General features: G+C 27.6%; 19 protein-coding genes. 15 read left to right on the forward strand and 4 right to left on the reverse strand.

The window, feature by feature from the left end:
• Nucleotides 1-40: 40 nt before the first annotated feature.
• The 3 genes from AB5V95_RS02490 to AB5V95_RS02500 are packed head-to-tail and all read right to left on the reverse strand — an operon-like array spanning nt 41 to nt 2,657.
• Nucleotides 41-418 carry a hypothetical protein gene (locus AB5V95_RS02490; protein WP_027122476.1) on the reverse strand — a complete coding sequence of 126 codons (378 nt, stop codon included), beginning with the start codon at nt 416-418 and terminating at the stop codon, nt 41-43.
• On the reverse strand, nt 409-1,803 hold the full coding sequence (gene gltX, locus AB5V95_RS02495; protein WP_369085789.1) for a glutamate--tRNA ligase: 1,395 nt from the start codon (nt 1,801-1,803) through the stop codon (nt 409-411). The genes AB5V95_RS02490 and gltX overlap by 10 nt, the downstream gene beginning before the upstream one ends.
• A 14-nt stretch (nt 1,804-1,817) precedes the next feature.
• Nucleotides 1,818-2,657: a hypothetical protein gene (locus AB5V95_RS02500; RefSeq protein WP_369085790.1), complete on the reverse strand. Its 840-nt coding sequence runs from the start codon at nt 2,655-2,657 to the stop codon at nt 1,818-1,820.
• Between the two features lie 130 nt (nt 2,658-2,787).
• Between AB5V95_RS02500 and AB5V95_RS02505 the strand changes: the two genes are divergently transcribed.
• The 15 genes from AB5V95_RS02505 to AB5V95_RS02575 all read left to right on the forward strand — a co-directional run bounded on the left by AB5V95_RS02505 (nt 2,788) and on the right by AB5V95_RS02575 (nt 22,955).
• Nucleotides 2,788-4,812 (forward strand): Mbov_0121 family peptidase domain-containing ABC transporter, encoded by a 2,025-nt coding sequence (locus tag AB5V95_RS02505; protein ID WP_369085791.1) that lies wholly within the window; start codon nt 2,788-2,790, stop codon nt 4,810-4,812.
• Nucleotides 4,813-4,867: 55 nt separating this feature from the next.
• Complete coding sequence (ybeY, locus tag AB5V95_RS02510) at nt 4,868-5,320, forward strand: rRNA maturation RNase YbeY (RefSeq protein ID WP_027122472.1); 453 nt, start codon at nt 4,868-4,870, stop codon at nt 5,318-5,320.
• 7 nt (nt 5,321-5,327) lie between these two features.
• Entirely contained in the window at nt 5,328-6,215 is an 888-nt protein-coding gene (gene era, locus AB5V95_RS02515) for a GTPase Era (protein WP_369085792.1), read from the forward strand.
• A gap of 2 nt (nt 6,216-6,217) precedes the next feature.
• Nucleotides 6,218-7,888 carry a hypothetical protein gene (locus tag AB5V95_RS02520; RefSeq protein WP_369085793.1) on the forward strand — a complete coding sequence of 557 codons (1,671 nt, stop codon included), beginning with the start codon at nt 6,218-6,220 and terminating at the stop codon, nt 7,886-7,888.
• A 21-nt stretch (nt 7,889-7,909) separates the two neighbouring features.
• Entirely contained in the window at nt 7,910-9,289 is a 1,380-nt protein-coding gene (locus AB5V95_RS02525; protein WP_369085794.1) for an ABC transporter ATP-binding protein, read from the forward strand.
• On the forward strand, nt 9,282-10,178 hold the full coding sequence (locus AB5V95_RS02530; RefSeq protein ID WP_369085795.1) for an ABC transporter permease: 897 nt from the start codon (nt 9,282-9,284) through the stop codon (nt 10,176-10,178). The genes AB5V95_RS02525 and AB5V95_RS02530 overlap by 8 nt, the downstream gene beginning before the upstream one ends.
• The gene (locus tag AB5V95_RS02535; RefSeq protein WP_027122467.1) at nt 10,171-11,022 is read left to right on the forward strand and encodes an ABC transporter permease; all 852 of its coding nucleotides are present in this window, start codon (nt 10,171-10,173) and stop codon (nt 11,020-11,022) included. The genes AB5V95_RS02530 and AB5V95_RS02535 overlap by 8 nt, the downstream gene beginning before the upstream one ends.
• Before the next feature lie 17 nt (nt 11,023-11,039).
• Nucleotides 11,040-12,824, forward strand: coding sequence for a hypothetical protein (locus AB5V95_RS02540; protein ID WP_369085796.1), 1,785 nt, complete (start codon nt 11,040-11,042; stop codon nt 12,822-12,824).
• Between the two features lie 170 nt (nt 12,825-12,994).
• Nucleotides 12,995-14,341, forward strand: coding sequence for an asparagine--tRNA ligase (gene asnS, locus AB5V95_RS02545; protein WP_369085797.1), 1,347 nt, complete (start codon nt 12,995-12,997; stop codon nt 14,339-14,341).
• A gap of 2 nt (nt 14,342-14,343) precedes the next feature.
• Complete coding sequence (locus tag AB5V95_RS02550) at nt 14,344-15,348, forward strand: glycosyltransferase family A protein (protein WP_369085798.1); 1,005 nt, start codon at nt 14,344-14,346, stop codon at nt 15,346-15,348.
• Complete coding sequence (locus tag AB5V95_RS02555) at nt 15,342-15,995, forward strand: RDD family protein (protein ID WP_027122463.1); 654 nt, start codon at nt 15,342-15,344, stop codon at nt 15,993-15,995. The genes AB5V95_RS02550 and AB5V95_RS02555 overlap by 7 nt, the downstream gene beginning before the upstream one ends.
• Before the next feature lie 157 nt (nt 15,996-16,152).
• Entirely contained in the window at nt 16,153-18,363 is a 2,211-nt protein-coding gene (locus AB5V95_RS02560) for an ATP-dependent helicase (protein WP_369085799.1), read from the forward strand.
• Nucleotides 18,356-19,936 (forward strand): MHO_4530 family protein, encoded by a 1,581-nt coding sequence (locus AB5V95_RS02565; RefSeq protein ID WP_369085800.1) that lies wholly within the window; start codon nt 18,356-18,358, stop codon nt 19,934-19,936. The genes AB5V95_RS02560 and AB5V95_RS02565 overlap by 8 nt, the downstream gene beginning before the upstream one ends.
• Before the next feature lie 8 nt (nt 19,937-19,944).
• Nucleotides 19,945-21,855 (forward strand): M13 family metallopeptidase, encoded by a 1,911-nt coding sequence (locus AB5V95_RS02570; protein ID WP_369085801.1) that lies wholly within the window; start codon nt 19,945-19,947, stop codon nt 21,853-21,855.
• Nucleotides 21,856-21,902: 47 nt separating this feature from the next.
• Nucleotides 21,903-22,955, forward strand: coding sequence for a potassium channel family protein (locus AB5V95_RS02575; protein ID WP_369085802.1), 1,053 nt, complete (start codon nt 21,903-21,905; stop codon nt 22,953-22,955).
• Between the two features lie 343 nt (nt 22,956-23,298).
• Here AB5V95_RS02575 and AB5V95_RS02580 read toward each other — a convergent pair whose 3' ends face one another.
• Nucleotides 23,299-24,195, reverse strand: a complete 897-nt coding sequence (locus AB5V95_RS02580; RefSeq protein WP_369085803.1) for a nucleotidyltransferase — start codon at nt 24,193-24,195, stop codon at nt 23,299-23,301.
• Nucleotides 24,196-24,213 lie beyond the last annotated feature (18 nt).

Raw genomic sequence — 24,213 nt, forward strand, 5'->3', positions numbered from 1 at the left:
TTATTATTAATAAAAATGAGGCTCATGGCCTCATTGAAAATTATTCTATGATTCAAATTGCTTTGTTTTTAACGATTATGTTGTCGCCTTGCAATAAATCATAATTTATTGATATTTCATTACTGGTTATTTTAACTTCTTTTAAATAAAAATCAATATTTAAACTCTTATCTTCAGTAATTTTTAAAGAGTTTGTCACTCTTTGGTTTTTTATCATGTGCAGACTCTGGCTTGCATAAGATACAAAAACTTCGTCTTCACTAGCTTTTAAATTACATTCAAAAGTATTTTCATCTTTAAAATCAATACAAATGAATTTTCCTTCAACTCTTTCTATATAAGGAACAAATTGTGTTTCTAAAGGAATATCTTCTTTTATATTGTCTATCGTTGAGACTAATTTGTATTTTATTCGCATAATTTAACTAAACGTGACATGATTACTTCTTTACCAAATAAATAAATTGCTTTGGCAAGTTCAGGTCCATGTTCTTCATATGTGGTTGCCAATCTAATTGGCATAAATAGATCTTTACCTTTAACTGAACAAACTTCTTTTGTTTCGTCAATAGCTTGTTGAATATTTTCAACTGTAAATTCTTTTTCTTTTAATGAACTATAAAAACTTTTAATAACATTATTTAACTCTAGGTTCTCAGGTTCTTTGTCTTTAGGATTTAAATAAATTAATAAATTTTTACGAATTTCATCAAGAGTAGCTGAAGATTGTTTATATGTTGAAACGAATAAATTATTTCAATCGGCGCCCTTAGGTGAAAATAGTTTTTCAATAATTTCTTCATTAGGAACATTTTTCATATATTGTTTTGAAAATCATTCCATTTTAACAATATCAAATTTTGATGGCGATTTACTTAAACGTTCTGGGTCAAATTTTTGAATTAATTCCTCACGTGACATAATTTCGGCTTTATCAGCTGATGTTCAACCTAATAAAGCCAAAAAATTAAATATAGCTTCAGGGCGATATCCTTCATTTTTGTAATCTTCAATAAATTGTTTTAATGTCTTGTCACGCTTTGAAAGTTTTTTGCCTTCCATATTTGTGATAATCGTTAGGTGTCCAAATACAGGGTGTTCTCAACCAAAAGCTTGATATATTGCTAATTGTTTAGGAGTGTTAGTTATATGCTCTTCACCTCTTAAAACATTAGTAATTTCCATTTGATGGTCATCAATAACAACGGCAAAATTATATGTTGGATAACCATCAGATTTCATAATTACAAAATCACCAATATCATCGCTATTAACAGAAATTTTTCCTCTAACTAAATCATCTCATTCGTAAATAGTATTTTTAGGCAATCTCAAACGAAGTGAATATTCTCCCGCTGCATCTCTTCTTTGCTTTTCTTCATCAGAAATCTTCAATCAATCTGGGTTATATCTAAATGAAGCAATATTGGCTTCTTCTGATTCTTGGTGTTGTTTTTCTAATTCTTCCGAACTATCATAGGCCTTATAAGCATGTCCATTAGCAATTAATTCATCTGCATATTTTTTATATATATCTAATTTTTCACTTTGACGGTAGTTTCCATATTTAGCATTAGGTTTTAAAGGACTTTCATCAGGAATAATGCCAAGTCAAGCAAGGTTATTAAGTTGACTTTCTTCTCCGCCCTCAACATTACGAGCAACATCAGTGTCTTCTAGTCTAAAAATAAAGTCACCATTAAAGTGTTTAGCAAATAAATAGTTAAATAATGCTGTTCTGGCCCCTCCAATATGTAAATACCCGGTTGGCGATGGCGCATATCTTGTTCTTATCTTTTTCATTTAAACTCCTTTAATTATTCATTTTCAAATAATATTACAATTGGCTCTGCAGCATTCTTTCAAAATTGATCTTTACCAATTATATTTTTAAAATATGGTCAAGGAACCTCTTCAATTGGGTGGTTAGGAACATTTACACCCGGTCTAAATCTTTGTAATGTTTCAATTGATGGAACGACAAACTCGTTATATCAATTAACAGCTAATTCGTTTTGTTTTAAATTTCAATATAAAATGGCAAAAAGCGCCTTTTTATTATCTTTATATGGATAATATCTTGAATCTCTAGCTGTAGCTGGAAAGTTAGTTGTTAATTCATCTCAGGTAAATGTAAAAACACGATAATCATAGTTTGAACTTAATGACTCAAAATCTAAAAAGTCAAACATTTTAATAATCTTATATTTATGATTTTCTGGAGCCTTATTGTTAATAACTGTTTTTTGAATAGGAATTCCATCTTCTGGGCCTGATGCTTCAATTGGATAACCCTCAGAATTTTTTTGAACGATCTTATTTCCCCGTTCATCAACTGTAAATTTATAATAGTTCACTTCGCCTTTTGAATTTGTTAATCAAACAGGGTCGCCACTTTCCGTCACAACTTTCTTTTCAATTAAATAAAGTGGGTCTTCGCTCGAAATTGGGTTTTGAATTTGATAATTTCTTCAATTTCAGCTGCTAGCTGAACCTTTAACGTGATAACCGTTTTCTTTAAAATTTTCTTGTGCTTTTGCTGATATTTTAATTTCTGGACCTTTTTGGCAGGCTGCCGAAATTAAAGGTAGAATAGCCATTGAAATTCCACCACTTAAAGCTAATAAAAATGATTTTCTTAAATTTTTCTTTTTCATATAAAAAGAATTATAAATTATTTTAAAATCCTTTTTATTTTTAGATTAGTTTTCGCTATTTTTTCGCTAAATTTTCTTGATTTTTTCACATATAAATGACAATAATTAAAAACAAAATAATAATTTAGATATGAGAATTGACAAACAACTAGGAATTAAAGATTGTGGAATTTACGTTTTACAAGCTTATGCAAAACATTTTTATAATAAAAAATGCGACATTAACTATTTAAAGTTAAATGCAGAATATGACGCCAATGGAATATCACTTTCTTCTTTTGAATCATTAGCTAATAAAATAGGTCTAAATGTTAACATTCTTGAAGGAGACTTTGATTCGTTAATAAAATTAAATGATGTTAAAAATATCGCCACTATTTTAAGCATCGAAGGATTTCTCCATTATGTAATTATTCTTAAAAAAGATGATAAATCTTTTACCATTATAGACTCAGTTCGTGGTAAATTTAAAATGAATGTAGAAGAGTTTAAAAAATCTTATAACGGTTTTATTATAATCGTTGAAAAAAGTAACATAAGAGTTGACTTTCCAAAACAAAATTATCATTTAAAAATCGCAATACCTATACACTATATAATCTTGTGCATTATGTTAAATACAATTGTCTCGTGCCTATCATTCGGGGGATCGTTTTATCTAAAGTTTATATTTGATGCAATATGGCAATATAACAAAGAGTTATCTATATTAAAAATATTTGTCTTGTTTTTATGATTATTTATATTAAAAATAGTATGTTCAATGTTATCTGCTTTTTTTAATAATAAAATATCACTCGATTATGAAAGAAATATAAATATAGAGATTTTTGAAAATTTAAATAATTGCAAACAAAAAGATATTGAAATTCTTAACAAAAATGAGTTTTATCAACACCTAATGTTAGCTTCTCCGGTTGCTAAATACAAGGCTAATATTATAATTTTTTTAGTAAATAGCATTAGCTCTCTTGTTGCTGCATTTATCTTATTATTTTTAATAAATTATTACATTTTAATAGTGAGCATAGCGACAACTGCATTAATATTTTCTATAAATCTAATTTCGAACTTTTTTATTCACAAAAAATACCCAGCATTTATTAAATCACAAGAGCAATGAATTGAAGTAATGGGTGTTGTTTTTTCAGATCCAACCGAAAGAAAAAATAAGTATTTAAAAAATAAGAACCAAAAACTCTTTTTTAATAGCATTAAAAACATTAAGGATAGTACTAAATATATAAACTCTTGAAAAGAAAGTAAATCAAGAATAATTGACTTAATTTTTAACTTTTCTCAAATGTTAATAATATTAATCGGGGTAATGTTTTTTATTAGAGAAAAAATGCCTTTTGGTAATATTCTCTTATTATCTTCAATTTCGATTTTTCTTAACAACCCCTTAATCAATATTAGTAGTTTAATAAGTGAAATAAACATTAATAAAACAAATATAACAATGATTAAATTTTTATTAAAACTACCAAAAGAAATGCAAGGAAAAATGATAATAAGAAATAATTTAGATTGTATAGTTTTTAAAAATGTAAATTTTAAATATGCAAATAAATTTATTGTTAAGAATTTTAGCTGAAAAATCAAGGAAAACACAATTATTAAAGGTAATAATGGCAGCGGAAAAAGTACAATATTAAAACTGTTGTACGGTCTTTATAAACCTCAAAATGGTAATATTTCATTTAATAATATAAACTTAGAGGAACTCAATTTTGATAACCTAAGATCAAACATTTATTTTAATTTCAAAAACGAAATAAATCACGGCGGCAAAGTTATTGATTTAATATGCTTAAATAATGACGGTTTTTTTAAAACTTTTAAGGTTAATTATGAAAAATATGAACTATGAAAAGTTTTTCAAATTGCTAACTTAAATCCATATCAAAGTATCAATTTAAACGCTGACAATTTATCCTTAGGACAAAAGCATTTAATCTCAATTTTTAGACTGTTTATAACTGAATATAAACTGATATTATTAGACGAAGCTTTTGAAAATATTTCTAGCGATATTTTTGAACTTTTAAAAGACAAAATTATTGACTTTCAGAATAAGGCAATTTTTGTCGAGATTAGCCACTCAAACAAGTATATAAATAACAATGCAAAAGTAATGACTGTTTTTTTATAAAAAACAATTTTAACTAATTTTTACAAATAAAAAAATATTATTTATAATTTACGATATGAACAAATTAGCATTTAAAAACAATAGTTTTCACCGTTTCAAATTTAAAGAAGATTTTTTCAATATTTTAGAAGAGGCTAAAAAAGAATTTGGAGCAAAAAAACCACTATCAGTTGATGTTTGATTTGTCAACAAAAATAAGATGAAAAAACTAAACTTTGAACACAGAAATAAAAATTACACAACTGATATTTTAAGTTTCCCACTAGAGTCAGATATTGAACTATCTTTTTTAGAAGAAATTGAATTAGGACAAATAATAATATCGCCATGAAAAATTAAAAGGCAAGCAAAAGAATTTAATCATAGTTTAAGAAGAGAATTTTGTTATATATTTGCTCATGGTATTGCTCACTTATTTGGATATGATCATATGACAGAAGAAGAAGCAAAAGTAATGAATGATCATGTTGACAACATAATGAATAGATTAAATATTAAAAGAGTTTAGGAGAGAGATGAAAAAAGTTTGTATTGTTGGTTTAATTGGCAGACCTAATGTCGGCAAAAGTACATTAATGAATAATATTTTGGAATACGATTTATCTATTGTTTCAAATACTGCGCAAACGACTAGAGATGATATAAGAGGAATTTATAACGAAGGTGATTATCAAATTATATTTATTGATACACCCGGAATACACAAACCTGAATTTTTATTATCAGAAAAATTAAATCAAAAGTCATACAAAATTTTAGAAGAATCTGATGTTGTTTTGTTTTTAACACCCGGAAATGAAATTACTGGGAAAGGTGATAAATTTATAATTAACAAATTAAATGAACTTAACATTAAAAATAAATTTGCTTTAATTTCTAAAGTTGATTTAGTTAATGATAGAGAAAAGTTGAATGAAAAAGCTATGGAATTAAAAGAATTAGGTTTTTCAAAAGTTTTTGGTGTTGGTTTAAACTTGAAAAATACTTATATCGATCTTTTAGATGAAATTAAAAAACATACATATGAATCAGATGAATTGTATCCAGATGATCAAATTGGTGACGTTTCACTTAGATTTATGGCTAAGGAAATAATTAGAGAAGTTGCACTAAAAAACTTATACTTTGAAGTTCCGCATTCAATTGGAGTTATGATCGACGAATTCAAAGAACCAAATGATGAAACCAAACCTTATGTAATACATTCAACTATTTTTGTTAAGAAAGATTCTCAAAAGGCTATTATAATAGGTAAAAATGGTTCAATGATAAAAACTATATCAATGAATTCAAGAAAAAAAATGGAACAAGTTTTTGACCATAAAATATATTTAGAAATTAAAGTCAAAGTGAATGATGACTGAGTTGATGATGAGCAAAAAATTAAAAAATTAGGATATTAAAAATGGAATTCGAAAAAAGAAGAATAACTCACAGGACTCGATTAATACTTATATCCCTCATTGTGATATTTACATTTGGAATATTAGTTTTAATCACTGCTTTAAAATTAACAAATCCTTATAAAGTAAGCATTTACAATTACGAATCTTATTTAGATAAAGGCATTGTAAATAAATTGAAGAAAAATTATTCATATCACGTGTTTACTAATTTAGATGAATTTACGCGTGCTATAAATAACAAAAAGGCTGTTGCTGGGGTTGGAAGCGACTATCAAATTGCTCAGCTAGTTTTAGATAAAAAACTTAGAAAAATAAATTTTGAAAAAGCTTTTAATCGTAAATTTAATTCGGAAGATGAAATTACTAAATTATACCCAGAGCTAGTTAATGAACAATTTAGTTATTTCGATAAATGAATTATTGAAAAAATTAAGGAAAATAATCCTCAAAATACGATTCAAGAAAAATGAGAAACAATTAATTATGATTATTTCAAGCCTTTTTTATATTATGATCAAAGTAAAAATAACATTTTAGGTTTTGAAATCGATGGCAAAGCTGGTATTGATCATTTTTATCAGTTTTTAATACCTTACTTTATATTAGATAAAATGATTGTTTATAATATTGATAAAACCCCTGACGAAACAACTTCAAGAAATAATATTAAAGAAAATGCTACATTTGATGATGTTTCAAAACAAACTACTTGAGAAGGTATAATTAAACTTTTAACTTCAAAATACAAAAATCCTCACATTTATTGAACAAATTGATTTTTAGACAATGCAATGATTGGTGAGTTTTATGGATATGAATCAAATAAAGAACCTTCTTATTATGCAAATAATCAATGAAAAGATATAAATAAATCAAATTACAAGCAAATAATAGACTACTTTGTGGAATTGGTTAAAAACTCAACAGGATTTTCTATTAAAAACTCAAATGTAAATAAATTAGTTACAGACGGTCAAGAATTGGTTAGCTCTATTATTGAGCCGAAAAATGGTAAATCAGATATTTCTATTATGTATAACGGTGATGCATTAGATGCATACTATGGTGAAGATAATTTTGAAATATTAGGAACTAAGCCCCATATCAGTTTTATAAGACCAAAGAATAATTACATGAATATTGACGCCTGAATAATTTCTCGTGATACAGAAGATAAAGATGCTAATAAATTTTTAGAAAATATGTATCATGATGTTTTTAAGGGCAGTGAATATAGTTATGAAGAAATTGAAAAACAATACATAAATAATGTGTATGAATTATTAATGAAAAATGATAAAAGTAAAGAAAATGAGTACAAAGATAATTTATTTAACAACTCAGATTTAAATAAGACAAAATCTTTACACGAAATTGATAATAATTTTTTTGCTGAAAATTATAACTTTTTTAAAGAGGCATTCGCAAATGAAAATATGCCTTCAATATTAAATTTTGATACCATAAATTACACTCCAGGCTTCATTGGTATCAATGAATTTTTAGAAAAATGATATTTCCTAGATAACAATAAAAAAGTGGACACAGTTGCTCTTGAAATTTTCAATCCCAAATCAAATAAAACAGTAAAACATAGGGCATATCAACCATTAGACTTGGAATTAAAAACATTAGTTATTGATTATTATTATCAAAAAACTAAATCATAATAAAGTTATGAAAGGACAACAATGGAAAGAAAAGTTCGTAAAATCCTTAAAAATGATGAACCTATCATTGAGTTAGTTGACGTTGTTAAACAATTTGAAGAAAAAACAGTTTTAGACAATGTTAATCTTTCTATAGAAAAAGGTGAATTTATCACTTTGTTAGGACCTTCAGGTTCTGGAAAAACTACAATATTAAGAATTATAGGTGGTTTTGAATGAGTTACCCGTGGTGAAGTTAAATTCTACGGTAAAGACATTAAAGATTTAGCACCCCACAAAAGAGATGTTTCAACTATTTTTCAAGATTATGCATTATTTCCACATTTAAATGTTGAAAATAATATTAAATATGGACTAAGACTAAAAAGAATACCTAAAGAAGATATTCCTAAATCATTTCAAAACAAGTTAAAAGTTCAACAAAAGAAATGAACTAAAAAAGCTCAATTGGAGATGAAAAATCTTGACAAAACTATGGAACAATATGAGAAGCTTTTAGAAAATGAAAAGCTTTCACTTAAAAAACGTAATAAATACCAATCATGAATTGATGATCTTGATTTCAAATATTCATACTGAGAAAACTACAAAGACTTGAAAACTGAAGACTATGAAAAAAGGTACTTAACACGTTCTATTACTAACTCCGAAATGGATAAAGAAGTAAAAGAAATAATGAAACTTGTAGGATTGGAAGGAAACGAAAAGAAAAACGTTAATTTCCTATCAGGAGGGATGAAACAACGTGTTGCACTTGCCCGTTCTTTAGTTATTGAACCAGAAATTCTTTTACTAGATGAGCCTTTATCAGCACTAGATGCTAAAATTAGAGAAAAAATGCAATCATTGTTACGTGATATTCAACAAAAACTAAAATTAACTTTTATTTTTGTTACACACGATAGAAATGAAGCATTACAACTAAGTGATAGAATAGCAGTTATTCGTGATGGTAAAGTTGAACAATTTACAACTCCTAAAGAATTATATGACTATCCTGTTAATAAATGAGTTGCAAATTTTATAGGTGACTCAAACTTCTTTAATGCAGAATTTGTTAAAGAAGGAAAAGTTAAATTTATGAATAAAACTTTTGAAACAATTCATACAGAATTTAACCCGGGCGAAAGATTAGATGCCTTGATCAGACCTGAAGATGTCATAATTACAAGAGTAAAAAGTCGTGCCAAATTAATTGGTGAAATAATTAAATCAACATATGGTGGTAGTTACTATAACTATGAAGTTCAAGTTAAGGATAAAATTATTTATGTTGAAACTTCTTCGAAACATAATGTTGGTAAAGAGGTATATCTTGACTGAGATATAGATTCAGTTCATCTAATGAAAAAAGATTTAAAATTAGAAGCCGCAGAAAAAAATACAGTAGAAAATGAATAAAAAAATTTTTTCAGAGACTTCAAAACGTCAAAACAATAATAAATTAAGTAAAAAAGCAGTTAAGTGATTCGGTGGAATGACAAAGTTACAGGCTTCACTCTTAGTTCCATACTTAATATTCGCATTTTTATTTATTATTCTTCCTTTAATTTTAATTTTTGTTTATGCGTTCAAACCACTAAATTCAGAGCATCAACTAGAAAACTGAGAAATCGCTGGCAAATCATCAACATGATTAATTATCGGCCGTTCTTTAGGCACAGGATTGGTTGCTTCGATATTTGCTTTAATAATTGGTTTTCCATATGCCTTTATTGTCGCAAGAAGCAAATCGGTAATCTTTAGAACATTGGGACTAACTTTAATATTAAGTCCATTGGCAATTTTTACCATTTCTAAAGCACTTGCAGTTAGAGGTTTATTTTCTGCAATATTCGATGAAAATCAATTAAACAATAATTTCTTTATTATTTTTGGTATGGTTTATTTATTCTTACCTTTCATGGTAATGCCACTATATCAAGTTTTAAAAGATATGCCCAAAAATATATTAGAAGCGTCAGAAGATTTGGGTTATTCAAAATTTCAAACAGTATTTAAAGTAATTATCCCATACTGTTCAAAAGCAATATTAAGTGGTTTTGGTATTGTTTTAATGATGGCCGCCACTTCAATTATTATTTCTGACAAATTGCTACCTAATGGTAGTCAAAAACAACTTATTGGTAATTTAATTAACCAATTCGCTAACACAGCAAATCCATTCGATTTAGCAAACGCATCAACGTTAGTTATCATCACTTTAGCAGTACTACTAACCATTTATGGAATTATTTATGGTATTCCTTATTTAATTAGCAAGAAAAAACAAGGGGGTGTTTATGAATAAATTTAAGAGTTTTTTAAAACACTCATATGTTTTCATAATTCTTGCCCTACTTTACTTACCAATATTGTTTGGTACAGTGTACAGCTTTAACGCTCCATCAGATAAAGGTATATTCTCAGTTACAACCTGAAATAGAACTTCATTTGAAGCGTATACAGAATTATTCTCAAAATCACACGGATTAGCTTTCGTTAACTCTTTACTACTAGGAATTTCTACATCAATTTTAGTTATAGTAATTTCTTTATTAACATGTTTTTCTTTATGAAGACATAAAAATAAAACTTCAAGAACATTTGTTCAAGCCTCATCTAATGTTCCAATGATTAACCCTGATGTTATTACTGGTTTAACGTTGGCTATAGTTTTAAACTTAATTTTTTTCGGAACCTTAAAAGCAACAAACGAAGGCTTCTTTAGATCAATTATTGGGCACACAGTAATGTGCTTGCCATATGGAATTCTAATTATGCTTCCTAAAAGTGATAAGTTTTCTAAAAACATATTTGAAGCTAGCCAAGACTTGGGATATTCAAAGTTTAAAACATGATTTAAAACATATTTTGTATATATGTTAGGTTCAATCGGCTTTACATTTATAATAACAATGACACTTTCTTTCGACGATTTTATTATTACAAGAATCGTCTCAAACACCGAAACATTAGGTACACAACTATATGAAGGGCAATTCCAAGCTTGATCATTAGCAATTGGAGCTATATCATTACTTGTAGTAATTTTCGGAAATACAATTTATGTAGCAATTAAAGGATCGCAAGCAGCTAAAAATAAAAAAACAATTCAATTACAACGCAAAAATAAAACGGGCTTAAATGCATAACAAGAGGTAAATATAAATTGCGTAAAAAAATTTGAAAAGCGATTCTTTATGTATTATCTATAGTTATTATAATTGTTACCGTTTCAATAGCAATTGTTGTTAAAGCTACAAATCAATATAGACCAAGCGTGTATAACTATGAATCATATTTATCACCACAAATTATTCAAAAATTAAAAACTAAATACAATTACAAGGAATTTAAAGAAATAAGCGAATTTACACAAGCTATTACCCAAGAAAAAGCAATTGCTGGTGTTGGTTCGGATTTCCAAGCGGCTCAACTTATCATTGATAAAAAAATACAAAAATTCGACTTTGAACTTATTTATGGACCGGGCTCAAACGAATGAGAAAATAGAAAAAAATACTATACTCCAAATACCGTTAAGCATTTAGAAGATTTTGACGCTTTAATACTGTCAAAATTAGACCAAATGGAAAAAGAAGGAAAAGATACCGGGTTTATAATCGATAGAAATCAAAGCGGAGAAGCTTTAAATTATCGTATTAAAAATTCAGAACCTTCTAAGTTTAATGGTGGTTGAGATCATTTTTATGATTATATTCTTCCTTATTACACTCAAGACAAGGGCATAGCATACAACATTAATGAAAAGACCCGCCCAAATTTAAATGTTTCAAAAGCTGAAGAACAACTTAATGAAGCAACCTTAAAATTTGAATGACAACAAATATTCAACGTTTTAAAGGGTTCGAACTACGAACATTTTGGTTGAACTAATGCATATTTAGATAACCTAATGATAGGCGCAATGACATACGGCGAAGGTTGAGAAGAAAAATTTACTAAAAATGTTAAGGGAACACAACTATTCAATTTTGGTGAAGATAATTATAAAATTGCAATAGATAGTTTTAATAGATTTATTAAAACCGCTACCGGACACGATATAAAAGACACAAAATTTAACTTTTTAACATCTGACGGACTTGAATTATTAAATCATTTAATAGAACCTAAAAATGGCAGATCAGATGCTGCTGTAATGTACAATGGCGATGCCTTAGATGCTTATTATTCAGAAGATAATTTTTCAACCGTTGAAGAAGGTAATGTAAGATTTGTTAGACCAAAATACAATTATATATTAATGGATAATTGAATATTATCTAAGGGTCTTACAAAAGAGGAAGCCGATACATTTACAAAGACACTAGGCGAACTGTTATACCACAATAATCAAGGAAACGAAAATTATGACAGTAAACCAATGGCAACTTCAATTGCAGAAGTTGAAACTCAATTCTTTAAAGAATTTAAAGAACAACTTTCTGATCAAATAATCGAAGAGCAAAAACAATTATTAATTAATGAATTAACTCCTTTGACTAATGAGGAAAAAAGTAAAGTTATTGATTTAATAAAAGAAGAATTTGCGGACGCCGACATTACTCAAGACTCTTTTGTAAAATGAAATGAAGAAAAATTTGATAATTTTATTAATAACCCAGTAGATTCTAAAAATTATGAATGATTTCTAATAATGCGTGATAACTTAGAAAACGGTTATAAATTGTTCGAAGATGTCTTAGCAGATTTATTCTCAGATAGTTCTATTTCAGACATAGCAAACTTTGACTATGTATCATACACTCCAACAAATAGAATTACATATGAGTTTGTCTTAAAATGATATTTTGCAGGCGATGAAACCGCCATTACAATTTTCGAGCAACCAGAGTCAACTAATGAATATAAGTTATTCTCATACCCTATAATTGATAACAATTTAAGAACAAAAATTTCTACATATTACTATGAAACAACTAAGTCATAAAAAAATGAGGAATTAATCCTCGTTTTTTTATGACTACACATTAATTAGACTAAAATATATTTACATTAATATACAAATAATAATATTTATAACCATGTTCGTTTTCTCGATTATAATTTTATAAGTATATTATTAATTTTATTATATAAAAATATTTACAGGAGCAATATATGACAATTAAAACTATGTTAAAAAAAATAAACACCTTAACAGATTTACAAGAAATTACCGTAGAAGGTTGAGTAATATCAAACAGAGGTAATGATAAAATAAGATTCATTACCATTAATGATGGAAGTAGTGTATCAAATTTACAAGTTGTAATTAAAGGGGATTTAAATAATCAATTTAACACTGACAAAATCTTAATGGGAGCATCTCTTAAAGTTTCTGGACAATTGCATTTAACCCCAGAAGCAAAACAACCTTTTGAACTAAATGCAAGCAACTTAGTTTTAATTAATAATGTTGCTGAAGATTTTCCTATACAAAAAAAAGAAACAACTCTAGACTTTTTAAGAGAAATACCTCATTTAAGACACAGAACAAACTTATTTAGAGCAGTTATGATTATTCGTAATTCATTACTATTCGAAGTTCACAAATACTTCCAAGAACACGAATTTCTAAATGTTGCTGCTCCTATTATTACATCAAACGACGGTGAAGGAGCGGGAGAAACCTTATTAGTTGATGATGAAAGCAAAGATTACTTCTTTAAACAAAAAGCATTTTTGGGTGTAACAGGACAATTACACGCAGAATCATATGCTGCTGGATTTAAAAAAGTTTATACATTTGCGCCTACATTTAGAGCTGAAAATTCACATACATCACGTCACTTAGCTGAATTTTGAATGATAGAACCAGAAGTCGCTTTTTATAGATTAAATAACATTATCGACCTTGCAGATGATTTATTAAAAAATGCAATTAGAAACACAATTAACAATCACCCAGATGAAATGGCCTTTTTAGATAACTTGCAAAATAATGAATTATTACCTACACTAAATAAATTCTTAGATAAAAAATTAACAGTTATTGAATATAAAGACGTTGTCGAAAAATTAAAACCTTTTGCAGAACAATTTGAAGAAAAAGATATTCACTTTGGAATGGATTTGGCTTCAGAACATGAAAAATTCTTATCAGATAAAATAGTTAATGGACCTGTTGCTGTTATTAATTATCCTAAAGATATTAAGGCTTTCTACATGTATCAAAATGAAGATAATCAAACCGTCGCAGCTTTCGACTTACTTGTTCCAGGAATAGGTGAACTAATAGGTGGAAGCCAACGTGAAGAAAGATACGATAAACTTCTTCAAAGAATGAATGAATTGAAGATTCCTCAAGAACCTTTAAAATGATATTTAGATTTAAGAAGATTTGGATATGCTCCATCTAGTGGTTTTGGAATTGGTTTTGAAAGATTAGTAATGTATGTTACTGGTGTATCAAACATAAGAGATGTGATACCTTTCCCAAGAGTTGCTGGATCAATTAAAATGTAGTTATGAGCCAATCGAAAACACTTACATTAATCGTACCAATTTATCGTCCTTCAATAACTCTTGACGAAATATTTAGAAATTTAAAAAAACAAACCGAGAAAAATTTTAATGTTATATTAATAGTAGATCAACCTAAAGACGAAGATTTTAAGGCTATTGCAAAACTAAAATCTGAATTTCAAGACAATTTAAAAGTAATTATAAACTCAGCACATCAATTAATTGACATAGTTATCAAACAGGCAATGTCATTTGTTGAAACTGAATATGTTTATATACTATATTCATACACAGTTCTTAAAAAAGAATTCACCAAACGTATTAATTCCTATTTAGAAAAAAGTGCAGTGAAACCTGACTTTATTGAAATATTAGGAAGTGTAAAAGGTTTAGTAAACCTTGATTTTAATGGTGAAAATTTTGATGAAAATCTTGTAATAAATTTAAAAAATAGTGATGAGCCGATTTTATTTACAGCTCCCGTTGCTTTTAATATTGTTATTAAAAGTGAAATATTTAAAGATATTTTAAATGCTCAAAAATTTAAAAATATTAACCTTCAGTACACGCCTGCTAGCACATACAAAGGACTATTAAATTCGCAAACATTTGCTTTTATCAAAAACACCTGAGTTGAAGACTGAAATTATGATCCGATTTTATTAAATCCAAAATCGCTTGCTAAAACATGAACCACAATTATTAACCTAGCGCAAGAAAAATGCCCAGACAAAATAAATGCTCTAAGATTTGCCGAATTTATTAATATATGCTACTATGGAGCTGGTTATATTGGTATGTGTAAGATTAAAAGGAATACTCAAGAGTGACGTTCTTTGAAAAATATCAAGTTAGCTTTCGAAAGTGAAATTAAAAAACACCTTCCCGTTTGAGAACAAGAATTAGAAAAAAACCCTTACTTCGAAAAATATAATGCAAAAGAACTTTTAAAATTAGTTTTAGATTCTTCTAATTGAGAATCAATTTACAAAAAATTCAAATGATAAAAATAAACAAAAAGGCTGGGTTTTGAATAAGATTACTCGCCACCATTATTGACTTAATTATATTTTTGGCCGTTTTAATAGCAACGTCATTTTTAGCCTTTAATTATAAAACCGGGAAGTTTTATAATTTATTAAATTACTATTTGTGATTGTCAATAGCTATTTCTAGTTTATTAATAATTTGATTATTTATACCAATGTTATGAAATGGCAAAACTGTCGGGATGGCGATTTGCAAAATTAAAGTTATTGCAAAAGATCCAAAAACTAGTATTGTCAAAGCTATTTTTGACAGGCAAAGATTATTTGCTTTCATATGATTTTTTGTATTTATTGCCTTTGCAATTTTAGTTTCGCCTCAAACATTCGAACAAGCTGCATTAATAAACAAAAAAACTCAACCGTTAAATAAAGTACAAAAATTATTTTTATTATTACCTACAATTTTAGCTTCAATAGCCGCATTTGTCGAAACGTTTTTTATTTTATCAAACGCTAAAATAAGCAAAATTGGGCTTAATGATAAATTTTCGCAAACATACACTGTTTGAATAAATAAATTTGAAGAAGTTGAGGAACCTGATTTAAACGATAATTCAATTGTTCCAGTTTACAGAAAACTGCCAATAATTAAGTATGAAAATTAAAATACAAACACTTTTTTTGTGTTTGTATTTTTTTATGCAAATTAAGTCATTATAAAGGCCTAATTATTAACAAAAATTGCTAATTATTAAGTAGCGAAGTGTTTACTGGTTGTCAATATGTTATAATTATTATTATTAATTTTTAGGGGGGATATTCATGATTGATATCAATCTGTTAAACGAACAACAAAAAAGTGCAGTTATTTATAACGAAGGGCCACTTAGGATTATTGCTGGAGCAGGTTCTGGCAAAACTAGAGTTCTAACTTATAAGATTGCATACTTAATAGAAAACTTAGGAGTGGAACCTTCTAAAATTTTAGCTTTAACTTTTTCTAATAAAGCAGCAAACGAAATGAAACAGAGGGTTTTTTCAATTCTTGCAAATAGTAATATTTCAGAAAGTCCTATCGTTTCAACTTTCCACGCAATGTGTGCAAAAATTTTAAGAAAAGAAATTCACAACCTAGGATACAATAACGACTTTCAAATCATTGACGAATTAGATCAAAAAGAAATTCTTAAAATTGTTTACTCAGAATTAGAAATATCGCAAACAGAATATACTTACTCTTCAATTATTTCTTTTATTCAAAACAAAAAAAATCAATTACCTACATTTGATGATAAAAATCATATGCATTCATCAAACGATGATAATTATGATTCACTAATAGAAAAACAAACTCACGAAACTAAAGAATTAATTTATAAACACTACCAAGCTCACCTTGAAAGATCGCGTTCTTTAGATTTTGATGACTTGCTTCTTTTTGTTTATAAATTATTTTACGACCCTAATTTTAGCCAAATAGCAGCAAAATGAGAAAACAGATTTGAACATGTTTTAGTTGATGAATTTCAAGATACAAGTGTTTTACAATACAAAATAATGAAAAAATTAGCTTCTTCTCATCACTTAACAATCGTTGGTGATCCAGATCAAACAATCTACTCTTGAAGAAACGCAGATATTAACATTATTATGAATTTTGATAAAGATTATCCTGATTCAGTAACTGTAAAACTTGAAGAAAACTATCGTTCAACTAAAAAAATATTAAAAGTTTCAAATAATTTAATTGCTAAAAATAAATTGAGATTAGATAAAAAGTTGTTTACCGAAAATGAAGAAGGTGAAGAAATAGAATTTTATTGTGGTTTTAATGATGATGCTGAAGCACGGTGAATTGCTAATAAAATATCAGAGTTAAAAAGAAATAGAGTTCAACTTAAAAATATCGCTATTCTATATCGTGTAAACAGTTACTCAAGAGCTCTTGAAGAAGCATTAGTTAGAGAAAATACAATATACAAGTTATTCGGTTCAATTAAGTTTTATCAACGTGAAGAAATAAAAGACGCTCTAGCTTATTTAAGAGTAATACACGATGGTTCTGAAATTTCGCTTTTAAGAATAATTAACAAACCTTCTAGAAAAATTGGTGATGTAACAATCGAAAAATTATTAAACTTTTCACGAAGAGAAAACTTGGATCTATTCCGTTGTTTAGAAACTAAGTTTTCAGAAATCCAAGATGAGTTACAAATTTCAATATCAACATTAAAAAATATTGCAAGTCTAATTAACGAAATCAGATGAGCAAGAAGAGCAATACAAACTAACCCAATTTATTTAACTTTAAAAGAGTTTATGATTAATCGGATTAAATATTTCGAAGAGATTAAAAATTCTGAAGAAGAATACGAAAACAGAATGGATAACTTCACCTCACTAATTGAAGCTATCGAAGCATGAGAAAAGAAAAATCCTCACGGAAGTATTGACGAATACTTGCAAGAAATCACTTTAATAACCGATAGAGATGTTGAAGATGATGCAATGAGTTATGTTTCATTAATGAGCGTTCATAACGCCAAGGGGTTGGAATTTGACTATGTTTTTATTGCCGGACTAGCAGAAAATATCTTCCCTCTTAGAAGAGCAATCCTAGTGTCACCTCAAAAAGACTTCACATTTTTAAAAACTCAAACCGCTGAAAATTTAGAAGGTCTCGAAGAAGAAAGAAGACTTGCTTATGTCGCAATGACCAGAGCTAAAAAGAAACTTTTCCTTTCATTTTCAGTTGGTAGAAATGGTATTAATAAAAAAAGTCGTTTTCTAAAAGAAGCCGGAATCAAAGAAAGCAGATCAATAAACATCGCAAGTAGCTTTTCAATGGCTACAGAAAATAAAACCAATGAAAATTTAATTATCGGAGATTTTATAACTCACAAAACTTACGGTAAGGGAGTAATACTCGACATAATTGACGATATAATTGAAGTTAAATTCGATATTGACAAAAAAGTCAAAAAGTTTGCTAAAAATCATATGGCAATTAAAAAATGAGATGAAAATGAATAATCTTATAAAAAAAATAAATCATAGTAGTTCAAATGCAGACATTATTTCATTATGAGTTTTATTAATTGTTTTTATTATTTCAGTTACTTTAACTGTTGTTTACTTTATAACAAAGACTAAAGCAAATAAAATACAAAATTCTAATGGCAATTTAGTTTTATTAATAGATATGAATAAATTAAGAATAAAAATTGCTAACCCAGATTCAGCAATGTACAATGAACCGTGATTTTACAAAAAACTCAATATAATTAGCGGTCAATGAGTAAAACTAGACGACTTTATTGCAGTATTTGACAAATCTACTAAAGAAAAATTTATGGATATATTGCAAAATAATTTAAATGAATCTATTGATACTGAAATAACTTCTCCTTATGATTCTAAATTAATTACTTATGTAAACATAACCATACAAAATTATGATAACGATCAAATTATGGCTAGTTTTTCATGAGAAGAAAAAGATATTAGAGAAAACTCAGTTTTTGAAGATATTGAAACTAACTTAACCTTTTTATCGCAACCGAAAGAAAAATACACGGCTGTTTTATTCACACTCGATATCAAAAATATATACAATGTTCAAAACTTTATTAATCTATTTAAAGAAAACGCAATCAAAAACTCAATTCAAGGCGTAAAAGTATTTTTAGATTGAAATAAATTATTTTTTGTTTTTACCGAATCAAGATTTGGCAATAATAGAGCTAAATATGTCGCTTCGCAATTCGTCGAATGGTCTTATAACTATATAAAGCTTTATAGGCAAATATTTATTATTGATAGCTCGTTATTAATTGAAAAAACGAAAGATGAATTTGAAAAGTTTTTTGATTATTTAAAAATTTATTCAATTACAGACAAAAGATATAGGTCATTCGAGCCTGATAAAAATGTATTAGAAAGTGAAAAATACCATCAATTTTCATTGGCTTATCAAAATATTTTAAATTGGTCTGCCAATGTTAATCTTGAAAGTAAAAAAATTATTTTTAGAAATTTACAGGGCCAAAAAACAGAAATGAAAGAGCTGATAATACCAGATATTTTTTCTGAATTAGGCTGCGAAGACGCAGAAACGTTGACCCAGTTAGATATCTATAAAAATATATATGTGAACATTTATAGCCAAATTAGGCATATTAGACCTAATTATTCAATCATTACACTTAAAGACTTTATCTTCAATGCAATAGATTTCGAAAAAATTGCAAATGCTAATAAGTATTTTGATGGTTTTTTACAAGTTATTGAGTTCACAACATTTAAAGCAATTAAAAAAATAAAAGAAAATATTGTTAAAAGCGAAAAACAGAAACGTGGCTTTTGCTTAAAAATTAGCAGTATTAATGAAGACATTCTTTCAATAGTTGATAACTGAGTAAAATTCGTTATTATTGACTGTAAATTGTCAAGCAGATTAAATGAACCCGAAATCCTACTATTTATGAATGGTTTATTTGATAAATTAAATGCTAATGGCACAAAAATTATTTTCGAAAAGCTAGACTACAAAAGCTATCGTAAGATTTTATATAAACACACACAAGATATTTTATATACACAATAGGAGGCTATATGAATAAAAAATTAATAAAAGATGACTTTTTTGAAGCAATCAATGCTGAGTGAGCTAAAAAACACGAAATACCCGCACATAAAACTGCCATAGGTTCATTTTCATCAATTGATGATCAACTAGTAAAACTAAAGATTTCTTTATTTGACAAATGAGTAAAAGATGATAGTGAATTAAAAAACAATCCCGCAATGCTAGAAATGATCAAATATTACAAATTAGTTTCTGACGGTAAACAAAGAAGAATGAGTGGTGTTAAACCTTTATTGAATTTATTAGATAGAGTTAATAAATTAAACTCTTGAGCAGATTTAGAAAAACAATATGCAGAGTTAACATTATTAGATTTAGCAATGCCAATTCCTTTATTTGTAATGACAGATTTTAAAAATAGTGATCAAGAAACTATCTATATCTCTGACCCACATGCAATCTTGCCAGAAAAAAGATATTATGAAAATGCTGATAAAAAGGCTGAGCTATACAAAATTTGAAGTAACATGGCAATGAAATTACTAGCAAAGGTAAACAAAAATGAAGAAGAAAATAAAAAGCTAGTAGAGCTTGCTTTAAAATGAGATACAAGAATTTCTCCGCTTCTTTTAACAGCTGAAGAAAGTGCGGTTATGTCAAATATATACAATCCAGTAGAAATGGAAGAAGTTGACAAAACCATTAAAGCCTTTAAATTTAGCGCAATACTAAAAGAATTAGTTAAACAAGATGTTAATGTAATTATTTCAGTATCTAAAACTTTAGTTCAAAAATATAATGAAGTTTTAATTGCTGAAGCATTTGATGAATATAAAGCATTTTTATATATTCACACAATTATTGACAAAGCTCAATATTTGGATTATAAAACACGTGATATTGCTAAAGAATACCAAATGGCTTTAAGAGGTCAAAAGAAAACTCCTAATAACAAAAGACAAGCACTTGATGCCGTAACATTCGGATTTTACAAAATGGTTTATGGTAAATACTACGGCGAAACATATTTTGGAAAGAAAAATAAAGAAAACCTTGAAAATATGATTTTCAAAATGATTAATATTTACAAGGCTAGATTATTAGAAAACGATTGACTAGGTCAAGCAACTAAAGAAAAAGCTATCTTAAAATTAAATAAAATGGAAGTTTATGTAGGATATCCTGAAACAATTGATGGATATTATGAAAAACTAATTGTTAAAAATTACGAAGGATGAAATGATCTATTCGAAAACTCTTTAGAATTTACAAAAATTATTAAACAAGATCGTTTCGATAAATATCTTAAAAAGATTGACAAAACCTTATGATCAATGACACCAGCTATGGTTAATGCATACTTTAGCCCAAGTCAAAATAAAATAGTTTTCCCTGCCGGAATTTTACAAGCTCCGTTTTATAGCGAAAATCAATCAAGCGCTAAAAATTACGGCGGTATTGGAGCGGTAATTGCTCACGAAATTTCTCACGCTTTTGACAACAATGGTTCTAACTTCGATGAAAACGGAAACATGATTAACTGATGAACAGAAGAAGACAGAAAACAATTTGACATGAGAGCTGAAAAAATGGTTGAGCTATTCGATGGTGTTAAAACAGATGTTGGTAAATGTAACGGCCGTTTAACTGTTTCAGAAAACATTGCTGATGCCGGGGGTCTTTCATGTGCTTTAGAAGCTGCTAAATTAGAAAGTGACTTTTCAGCAAAAGATTTCTATACCAACTTCGCTTTAATTTGAAGAACAAAATACAGAGAACAAACCCAAAAGATGCTTCTTGATACAGACGTTCATGCACCAGCAAAATTAAGAGTTAATGTTCAAGTTAAAAACTCAGATGATTTTTATACAACATTTAACATTAAAAAGGGCGATAAGATGTATTTAGACCCTAAAAAACGTGTTAAAATCTGATAATTTTCAAAAAATAGCTTCGGCTATTTTTTTTAAAATATAATAGATGTATGAACAATAATAATAACAAACAATCATTAAGAAAAATTGAAGATATACATTATAGCTTTAAGATTTTTGCTCATACAATTTGAGGTGAAAGAGAACTACCGGATTTATTAAAACCAAAGGCTAAGCGAATTTTATTTTTACAAATTATCTATGCTGCATTTGTTGTTTTTGCTTGTACACTTTCATTTTTAGCCTTAATTAATCCTGGGCAAGCTTGAAGACATAACTGACAAGAGATGATGAAAATCTTTCAAATATCAGGACTTTGTATATTCATTTTTGATTACATTGCGCATTGAATAACTTATTCTTATATTGCATCATATAAAAAGGGTTATAAATATGAACACAAAATAGCTTGACTAAAATATTTAATTTCGGGGCCGGCAGTTATTGCGTTTTTATGTATCGTTTCTTCGCTAAATGTTATTTCTTATTTTACACCCGAAAATTCGCAAGAAAAAGAGGGCTTAAAATATTTAAGTGCTTTAAACATTATTAAAGTTTTCAGATTATTTCTTGTTTTAAAATTAATTACACCTTTCAAAGTAATATTAAATGTATTCTCTCGTCAAAGAAAAGTTTTGATTTACGTCTTTACAATCATCTTATTTCTAATTGTTATTTTTGCTTTATTAATTTATAACAACGAAACTCAATGACTAAATCAACAACAAGAATTATGAAAGGCCAAAAATAATGTTGAAAATCCCGAACAAAACCCTGAATATATAGCATTAGGAAATAATGTTGTAAAAAACATTTTTGAAGCAATTTACTTTGCAACAATAACATTAACAACTATTGGTTATGGAGATTTTGTTCCTCACTCGGTTAATGCAAGAGTTATAGTTATTATAATTTCATTATTAGGTATTGCAATCATTGCCATTCCTTCCGGACTAATCGCCGGTGCATTTATGGCGGACTTAAAAAACCGAAAACTAGATGAAAAAAGAGAGAAAATACCAGCTTGTGAAGAAGAATATAGAAAAAAATTAGAATCTAAAAATAACGAACCAAATGAGGCAGATTCACAAGAAGACAACTAAAACCCAGAATTAAGACTGGGTTTTAGTTTTTTTATTAATTTTTTTATTTATATAGCCTCCTATTGTGTATATAAAATATCCTCGGTGTGTTTATATAAAATTTTGCGATAGCTTTTGTAGTCTAGCTTTTCGAAAATAATTTTTGTGCCATTAGCATTTAACTTACCAAATAACGCATTCATAAATAGTAGAATTTCAGGCTCATTTAATCTGCTTGACAATTTACAGTCAATAATAACGAATTTTACTCAGTTATCGACTATTGAAAGAATGTCTTCATTAATACTGCTAATTTTTAAGCAAAAGCCGCGTTTCTGTTTTTCGCTTTTAACAATATTTTCTTTTATTTTTTTATTCCTAATAAAATGTATAACATCACTCTTTTTATTCTTGATTTTGTATATCGTTTCGAAGTACAAGCATTAACAAATTCTTCGTATGTCGGCATATCAATATTCTTTTTAAAAAGGTTTTCCATACCCTCTGAAACAAGTTGAATATTAGCTAAATATTCAGCGCTATTATTCATAACTATACTTTGAAATTCTTGATATTTATCTTCAATTTTGGGAAACGGATATTCTATTTTCATTGGAGAAAATCTTGATATATCTTCATTATTTTTTAGCATTTCTCTTAACTTTGTTGCTGATGCATAAATACCCTCTGTATCCAAAGAGTTATGTACAGCTGTTCTTTTGATACAATCAAGTTTTATATCAATGTTATTAAAAATAATATATTTAGTATATTCTAGACCCAAAATATCAGCTGGGATATTTTCTTCTCCAATTAAGTTTCCAAGGGCTAAATATGAGCTAAGAACATAAGACTTTCCTTCTTTAAGGTATTTTTTTACATCCACATTATATTGATCAATATTATTTTTTATCGCCATAGCCGCATAAATATATTTATTAATATCATCAGTGTCGCTAACACCAAAAATTAATGCATCAATTCCTTGCTTTAAAAGTAAGTCAATTGATCCCTTTGCAAAAACATGTGCCGCCTGAGTTGATGTTAAAAAGTCTAATTCAACAACTTTATCAACGCCATATTCCAATGCAATTTTCTTTCTTTGCTCAAAAGGAGCGCAAGCCACTTCTCCTCTCTGAACATAATCAGAAGACAGAGCAACTATTAAAAACGAATTATTATATTTTCTTTTAATTTCATTAATTAAATAAATATGTCCATTATGGAACGGGTTAAATTCTGCAATAAGTCCTATTTTCATAGTTACTCCTTAAATCTT

This window comes from Metamycoplasma spumans (genome assembly GCF_041026625.1).
Lineage (GTDB): Bacteria > Bacillota_I > Bacilli_A > Mycoplasmatales > Metamycoplasmataceae > Metamycoplasma > Metamycoplasma spumans.